Source organism: Arthrospira sp. PCC 8006 (assembly GCF_046480465.1).
Lineage (GTDB): Bacteria > Cyanobacteriota > Cyanobacteriia > Cyanobacteriales > Microcoleaceae > Limnospira > Limnospira platensis.
In genome coordinates this window covers 25,840-33,291 of record NZ_PKGG01000036.1, presented here as the reverse complement: position 1 = coordinate 33,291, position 7,452 = coordinate 25,840, and the positions used below count along the sequence as shown (strand labels likewise).

The 7,452-nt window shown below is 44.9% G+C and carries 5 protein-coding genes and 1 pseudogene; 1 reads left to right on the top strand and 5 read right to left on the bottom strand.

Features of this window, described 5'->3' with window-relative positions; all coding sequences use genetic code 11:
• The 5 genes and pseudogenes from B9T16_RS08170 to stpA all read right to left on the bottom strand — a co-directional run.
• A pseudogene (locus B9T16_RS08170) lies at window positions 1–284 on the bottom strand (MerR family DNA-binding transcriptional regulator); the annotation flags it as partial.
• Between the two features lie 248 nt (window positions 285–532).
• Window positions 533–1,096 (bottom strand): rod shape-determining protein MreD, encoded by a 564-nt coding sequence (mreD, locus tag B9T16_RS08165; RefSeq protein ID WP_006619862.1) that lies wholly within the window; start codon window positions 1,094–1,096, stop codon window positions 533–535.
• Window positions 1,097–1,201: 105 nt separating this feature from the next.
• A complete protein-coding gene (gene mreC, locus B9T16_RS08160; RefSeq protein ID WP_410244506.1) occupies window positions 1,202–1,960 on the bottom strand; it encodes a rod shape-determining protein MreC in 759 nt (252 codons plus the stop codon).
• A 43-nt stretch (window positions 1,961–2,003) separates the two neighbouring features.
• Window positions 2,004–3,014 (bottom strand): rod shape-determining protein, encoded by a 1,011-nt coding sequence (locus B9T16_RS08155; RefSeq protein WP_035737285.1) that lies wholly within the window; start codon window positions 3,012–3,014, stop codon window positions 2,004–2,006.
• A 588-nt stretch (window positions 3,015–3,602) separates the two neighbouring features.
• The gene (gene stpA / locus B9T16_RS08150; protein ID WP_410244505.1) at window positions 3,603–4,889 is read right to left on the bottom strand and encodes a glucosylglycerol 3-phosphatase; all 1,287 of its coding nucleotides are present in this window, start codon (window positions 4,887–4,889) and stop codon (window positions 3,603–3,605) included.
• 183 nt (window positions 4,890–5,072) lie between these two features.
• Here stpA and B9T16_RS08145 point away from each other — a divergent pair, with 183 nt between their 5' ends.
• Complete coding sequence (locus B9T16_RS08145) at window positions 5,073–7,412, top strand: tetratricopeptide repeat protein (RefSeq protein ID WP_410244504.1); 2,340 nt, start codon at window positions 5,073–5,075, stop codon at window positions 7,410–7,412.
• Window positions 7,413–7,452 lie beyond the last annotated feature (40 nt).

Sequence of the window (7,452 nt, the reverse complement as noted above, 5' to 3'; positions counted from 1 at the left end):
AGGTCAGCATTTTCTTTCCCTTGAAGTTGAGCCCGCCTCCGATTTCGGAGACGACTTCTGCTTCGGGGTAGAGGTTGGACAGTGCGGCCACCTGTCGGTTGAGGTCGGACTGCTGGGCGCGGCTACTAACTCTGGCATAGATAACGACTTTGCGTTTGTCACGGCGTGATCGCATCAGAATATGACTCAACGTTGTATCGTCGTTGCCCAGCGGGGGTTCTGATGGTCTCGATTGAGCCATTTTCGTCCCATCTGCGGAGTGTTCTTTCATGGACTCCAAGGATTTAGACCGCTTCCTTGGGTTTGACATATCTGGCAATAGGTTTATCCTCAACTATTCTCGCTTCTTATACCGTATTGCCCTAAAATATTAACCTAATTTGAGATTAAATCATGCTCCCCAAAATGCGACTGCTGAATCGACCCCTACGGCGATCAGCCCAACTAACTTGTCTCCAAATAGCTTTTATTGCGATCGAGAGGGGTTTGGTTTGAGTTGGGCGGTTAGGACTTGCTGCATTGGGGATTAGGTTTAACGGTTTCTCAGAGATGGGATTTGATGATATTTTTGGTGGAATTTCCACCAACGACTGAGGGGAAAGTAGACCACAGGAGCCAATAAACTACTGAGTATGGCTGAACTGATGGCAATTTTTTGGCGATCGCTCCAAATGTCTGCCAAATCATTTGTAATGGTTCCTAAGCCCCATTGGCTAAATTGTAAGGCTCTGATCATCTCGACGATGATCGCCATGCCAAATACAATCATAGCCACGGAGATAAAATCTTCTTGAATATTCTTGAGCAACAACTTAGAAAGTACGAAGGTGATGACGGCAGCAATGACTAATGGAACCGCATGGCTAGGCTGTGGGGCGCTGATGCTATCACTCAAGAAACCCATGACTAAACCAGCAATAATAGCCTGGGGAAGCGATCGCCTGAGACTCCAAGCTACTAACCAGATGACCGGCCAATTAGGACCAATGCCAAACATATCAATACCAGGGACTCTGACGAGCATCAATAAAATACAGGCGATCGCAGAACCCACATTAATCAGAGCATTTAGTAATTGACCATTTGTGATATACATTTAAATCTTAAAAATTGGATTATCCAAATCATTTGTACGGACGAGTTCACCAATCATCTGAACTTGCGCCTACTCTGGGAGTGATGGGTTATTCAAGGCTGAAGACTATTGCTGATTTTGGTAAACCACCACCCACTCTAAGGAATCAAGGGGAGCAAAAAATGCGATCGCTGCCTCTGGTCCTGTGGCTTTGTTAATATCGACAGATACCACCTTACCCACTGGCCAACCCGGAGGTAAGATTTGGCTAAATACTGAAGTTGTCACCACATCTCCCGGTTGAACATCAGGAACAGTATTAAAAAATACCATAACTCCCTGATTGTTATTGAGACCCTGCAAATAACCCATCTGACGACTACGCGCGACAGCCACACCAATGCGACTGGTAGGGTCAGTCACCAGCAGAACTTTACTGGTGTTGGGGGTGACACTAATAATGCGTCCCACTAAACCACCTGGTCCTATCACTAAGGCGTTTTCTTTAACACCCGCTTGACTTCCCCGCCCCAAAGTTATCTGTTGCCACCAATGGTCAGGACTACGGGCAATCACCGGAGCCACCACACCTTTAAAATTAGGTCTAGTGGAAACATAGTCTACCAGTTCTCCTAACCTTTTGTTTTGCTGTTCCAATTCTTCAACTCTAGCTTCAAGTCCTTGGATAATAGGATTCAGGGACTCAGCTTGTTGTTGTTGTTCCAATCTTTGTTCAGATTGAATTTGAAACGGGCGAGTTATCCAATAATAAACCTCAAACAGTGCAGCACCTTGGGTTTGTCTTACCCATAATGCTGTGAAAACTGCTAAACTTAGCAGTGCTAATTGTGAACCGTATCGATTCCACCAGGTGCGTGTACCCATCTATTCCTCCGCAGCAGCCTACACAAATTATTTAACCAAACAGCTACGGATTTTGTGATTGTCGTGTAAATACCCGTTCAAACTGTTCCATATTCTCTAAAACCCGTCCAGTTCCCAATACTACACAGGAAAGGGGATCTGTAGCCACATGGGTGACAATACCAGTTTCGTGACTAATCAGAGCATCTAAGCCTCTCATCAGAGCTCCTCCCCCGGTTAACATAATCCCTCGATCAATAATATCGGCGGCTAGTTCTGGGGGGGTTAGCTCTAGGGTGCGCTTAATGGCTGTAATAATGTCTGATAGTGGTTCTAGCATACTCTCGCGGATTTCTGCGGCTTTAATGGTGACAGTCCTAGGTAATCCTGAGAGTAAATGAATCCCCCTGACTTCCATAATAGATTGTTCTTCGCCATCAATAGGATAAGCTGAACCTAGATTTATTTTAATCTCTTCAGCGGTTTGATCCCCAATTACTAAATTATGGACTTTTTTCATATATTGGATGATCGCCTCGTTTAGGTCATCCCCGGCGACTCGGAGGGACTCACTCAGCACGTTTCCTTCTAGGCTGAGTACAGCTACTTCTGTGGTTCCGCCACCAATATCAACTATCATATTGCCTGTGGGATCTACCACCGGAAGACCAGCGCCAATAGCTGCGGCGATGGATTGATCTAGCAGTTTGACATCTCCGGCTCCGGCTTGGGTGGCCGCTTCAATTACGGCCCGTCGTTCTAGCCCAGTCACACCACTGGGAACGGCAATTACAATCCGAGGAGCAAAAAGGTGTTTTTTCCCGTCATTAACTTCCCGGATAAATACTCTCAGCATCTGTTCTGTCGCTTCTACATCTGCCACCACCCCATTACGCAGAGGACGTACAACACTGACGTTTTTAGGGGTACGGCCTAACATTTTTTTGGCAGATTCTCCCACGGCTAATGGTGTTTTGTCGTCTTCGTTAATGGCAACTACGGATGGTTTTTGCAGAACTATTCCCTTTCCTGATACATAAATGAGGGTGTTGGCGGTTCCTAGGTCGATGCCCATGTCCCGTGATAAGGAAAAGCGATTAAAAAAGCCCACTGGTGTTTACGCCCCCAATTTTGATTAATTCTTTATTCAACGCTATCTTGGCTATGTTGATACGATACAACTTAGACTATGCACAAACAGCACTGGCAAACTCGGTTGACTGGAATACGAGAAAGCTATTGCTAAGATGACACCCTAGCAGTTTGGCATATTTTTTTTCTCAAACGCAGAATTTCACTGGAAGTTATAACCAGTTTTCTGGTTTGAGTCAATCCTGGTGAACCGATGTGGATTGTAGTATGTTTTGGTCTCAGAGTCTAGTCTTTCAGTGAAGACTTGACTATGTGCTGCTATACATATCCCTGAACTGGGTCAGCCCTAATGTAAGGGTTCGGTGGACAAGGCAAGGTTTCAGGACAAACAAAATAGATCAATTCAAATATCATCCTGGTTCTGGACTTATGGGAAGATAATATATATATAATTTTGGTTTATAATCGGGGTCTACTGGTTTTGCTCACCCGGGTTGACGATGATTATTTGATATAATTCAAGGCTGTTTTGATGGTGAAACAGGAAAGGATAACAGTTGATGCGGCTGCTCTATGAACTGCATCTACCTTGGGCAACTTTTTGGAAAAAGTCAATATATTGGAGATGTCCTTGAGGAAATGCGACATTGAGGGTGAGGGGATCTTCTGTGTCTAGGGGGTCTCCGGGTCCAGCAACTACTTCTAGTATTCCATCCTCATTGGTTCCTAATTTAAGAGGCTGGCGATTTTTCACTTCTCCCTGGGAACTATCTACATAGATAATAATATTTCCGGTATAGAATGCTTGGCCAATTTCCTGAATTAATAATAAAAAGTTGCGATCGCTTCCACCACGACGGATTTCTAATTGACCATCTAGCTCTTGAGATTGGCTATTTACGGTATCACCTACGCCGACTATTAAAGGCATTTGTTGGGGATCAAAATTAGCTTTGACTAACTCTAATAGATCAGCGATCGCCTGGGGACACTGGCGGACATTAAAATCTGCGCCGAGGGGATAACTTCCGGTTTGTTGAAAATAGTAACGATTCAACAAAGCTAAAACCCCAGCTTCTTTAATTGCACCCCTAATCATAAACTGAAAATCCGTAGTACCAGAGTCTCCTAATTTTGCCGGACGTAGAATTTCTTTACCCTGTGTATCTCGCCCTAAATTGGGGGCATAGTGAACAAAAAATGAGTTTTCTAAGCCTTGGGCTTTGGCTTTTTCTAATAACTCGATCATTAACTGATGAATGTCTTGTTGTAAGTCGGCATAAACTTGATGGTGGTTATGGAGGCGATCGTAAAATGAGTTTAAGTTAGCGGTTGGTGATGCTTGATTATCCAAAACGGAAGCATCAATACATTTTTCTATATCTTCAGGGGCAAAAATATCCTGATGTGTCTGACAAAATCTTTCTAATCGGGCGCGAATTTCACGGGGAACGATCGCCAAAAATTCCAACTCAGCATCAGTAACGCCTGGATGAGATACTTGTCCTTGGCGATTTTGCCATTGCACGCCGCCCCCGGCTAAACCGGGAAGATAAAGCCCTTGTTTGGTTACTAAGTTCGGATCACCAACGGCTCGTTCAATAATACCATTTACGCCACGAGTGCCGATATGTTCTCCATTGGTCAAAACGTAAAAATGACCATCTAACAGGGAAGCGGCGCGCACATAATCTAAACTAATCTGGCGATCAAGGGGATCTTTGACCAATCCCATACAAACCCCATCCAAGTCCTGAATAATCAAGAGGTTTGGAGTCTGAACCAAAACCTGAGTGAGGGTCTGATGGTCAAGGGACAGAGACTGCTGGTGCAATGGGATTTGGGATAATGGTGTCATGGTGGAGCAAAAATTGACCGCGCGATCGCCACTATACCATGTGGCTGGTATTTTCCCAAGCCATGTCTGGCAGAATGAGCCAGGCTATGGCAAAATCGCGATAGACTAGAATGATTATTAAATATACAAGCAGGGCAGTTCCGGCTGTTCTCGACTGACTCTGATTTTAAGGAAGGAATTGTAATGCAGCGCCAGAATCGAGCCGTTTTAGCATTAATGTCCGTAAGTAGTATTATGATCTCAGCCTTTGTGCTGTCGGTTGATGTGGCCCGTAGTCAGTCTAACCCCGTCGAGGTCAGTCCGGCGGAGGTGGAACGATTACAGAATGAACTGCGACTACAGGAGGCGGTACAGGCGGAAGCGAACCAAATTTTTAGCCGGACAATGGCTTTGTTTAATCTGCTGCTGTTGTTGTTGGCTTTGCTGTTGGCGGCGGCGATCGCTGCTTTATGGATTTTACGGCGATCGGTAATTCATGAAGTTACTGGAATTGTGGAAACCCATCTAAACGAACTGGGGGACTTGGAAAATAAAATCACCAGTGGGAATGAACAGGTACAAACTTTGATGAAAAATACCGAGGTGTTAGCTGGTCAATTGAATCAGCAAGCTGAGGGTTTTGAGCAAGATCTGGGAACTCGGCGAGAAGAAATGAGCGCTATGCAATCGGAGTTCGTGAAGTCGAGGGAACAGGTGCTACTAAAGTTTGAGGAGCAGATTCAGGAACTACGGGAAACCCGGGAACATTTACAACGGGAATTAACGGCTCGTATGGGAGAGCTGAAGCAACAGGTGGATGAACGGGGGGAGTTGGCTCAACAGGATTTACAGAGGTTGGTGGATACTCTGGAAAATGAATTTTCTCAGGTTCATAATGATTTGGGAAATCGGCGAGAGGCCTGGTTTGAGGAGTTGCAGGAGTCGGCTGGTCAATTTTCTACAGAATTAGCACAATTGCAGGGGCAGACGCAACAGGAACAAAGGTTAATTGTTGATAATTTGAAACAGCTTGGGGAAGTATCAACGCGGGATATTTCGAGAGTGCAAGATGATGTTAATGAACAAAAACAAGCGGTATTGTCTCTGTTAAAGGGTGCGGAACGGGAGTTTGCTACTCAGTTGGCGCAGTTACAACAGGAAGTGAGAAAACAACGGGATTTGGTGTTAGAAAATATCAGCCAAATGGCGGAGGATTTTTCGCCTCAACTGTCAAATATTCGTGAGGAAGCGGAATTGGCAGCTCAGAAGAAGGTGGAAGTGGCTTTATCAGATTTGGAGAGGTTAGGGGAGACTCTGGCGACTCAAATTGCTGACGCTCAGTTGAAAATTCAAGATCGGATTCGGGATAAGTTTCAGTCTCTTAAACAATTAGAAAGTGAGTTTGTGGCTCAGGTGACGGAGGCGCAAACGGGGATTCAAAATCAGAAACAGCGGGTTTTACAAGAGTTGGAAATATTGCAAACTGATGTGGGAAGTCAGTTAAATGGTTTGAAAACGGAAATTCGCGATCGCAAAGATGGTACTTTCCAGAAATTAGATAAGTTTGAAAGTACATTGTCTGAACAGTTGGCGGTGATGCAGTCTGATGCAGAATCGGAGAAACAGCGGATTATTCAACAGTTGGGAACGGTTTATTCGGCAGCAGAAAATCAAAAGGATGAAATCTTGGCACAATTGGTGATGCTGCAAGAGTCTGCGACTACTGAGAAACAACGAATTTTGCAGGAGTTGGCTGAGATTTCGCCGACTTTTATCGCTGAGTCTGCTTTGTCGGAAATTTTGCAGAAGTTAGCAGGGGTTAATGAGGATCTGGCTAAGATTAAGGCGGCAAATCCTGAGCTGTTTATGACGGCGGAAGATTATGTGCATCAGGGTAATTCCTATTTTGCTAAGGGTGAGTTTGAGACGGCTTTAGAAATGTTTAATCAGGTGGTGACGCGGAAACCTGGTGATTATCGAGCTTGGTTAAATAGGGGTATGACTTTAAGCCGTTTGAGGCGGTTAGAGGAGGCGATCGCTTGCTATGATCGAGCGTTAGAATTGAAGCCAGATTACCATCAGGCTTGGGTTGATCGGGGTGTGGCTCTTGGAAAGTTACAGCGCCATGAGGAGGCATTTGAGTCTTTTGATCGAGCGGTGAAGGTGCATCAAGATGATGGGGTGGCTTGGTTAAATCGGGGTATGGCTTTGGATGTGTTAGAACGTTATGAGGAGGCGGTTAAGTCTTTTGATGTGGCGACTCACTGTGATCCGAGTTTGGCCAAAGCCTGGAATTATCGGGGTTATACTTTGCTAAAATTGGAGCAGGATGCGATCGCAATAGATAGCTTTAAACACGCCTTAGAGGTGCAACCAGATTATGCTGATGCTTGCTATAATTTGGCTATGGCTTATGCCATAAATAGTCAGGTTGATTTGGCGACTGAACATCTGGAACAGGCTATTAACTTAAATCCCCGCTATTGGAAAGAAGCTCGCACTGATCCTAATTTGGAAGCGATCGCTCGTCGGTTGCGTTCTTAGGCTTAATGTTGAGGAACATCAAGTTAGTTCATTTTGTCCA

Bases quoted from the DNA above. Each gene is read 5' to 3' on its own strand.
- mreD (WP_006619862.1), bottom strand. From the start codon at position 1,096: ATGTATATCACAAATGGTCAATTACTAAATGCTCTGATTAATGTGGGT.
- mreC (WP_410244506.1), bottom strand. From the start codon at position 1,960: ATGGGTACACGCACCTGGTGGAATCGATACGGTTCACAATTAGCACTG.
- B9T16_RS08155 (WP_035737285.1), bottom strand. From the start codon at position 3,014: ATGGGCATCGACCTAGGAACCGCCAACACCCTCATTTATGTATCAGGA.
- stpA (WP_410244505.1), bottom strand. From the start codon at position 4,889: ATGACACCATTATCCCAAATCCCATTGCACCAGCAGTCTCTGTCCCTT.
- B9T16_RS08145 (WP_410244504.1), top strand. From the start codon at position 5,073: ATGCAGCGCCAGAATCGAGCCGTTTTAGCATTAATGTCCGTAAGTAGT.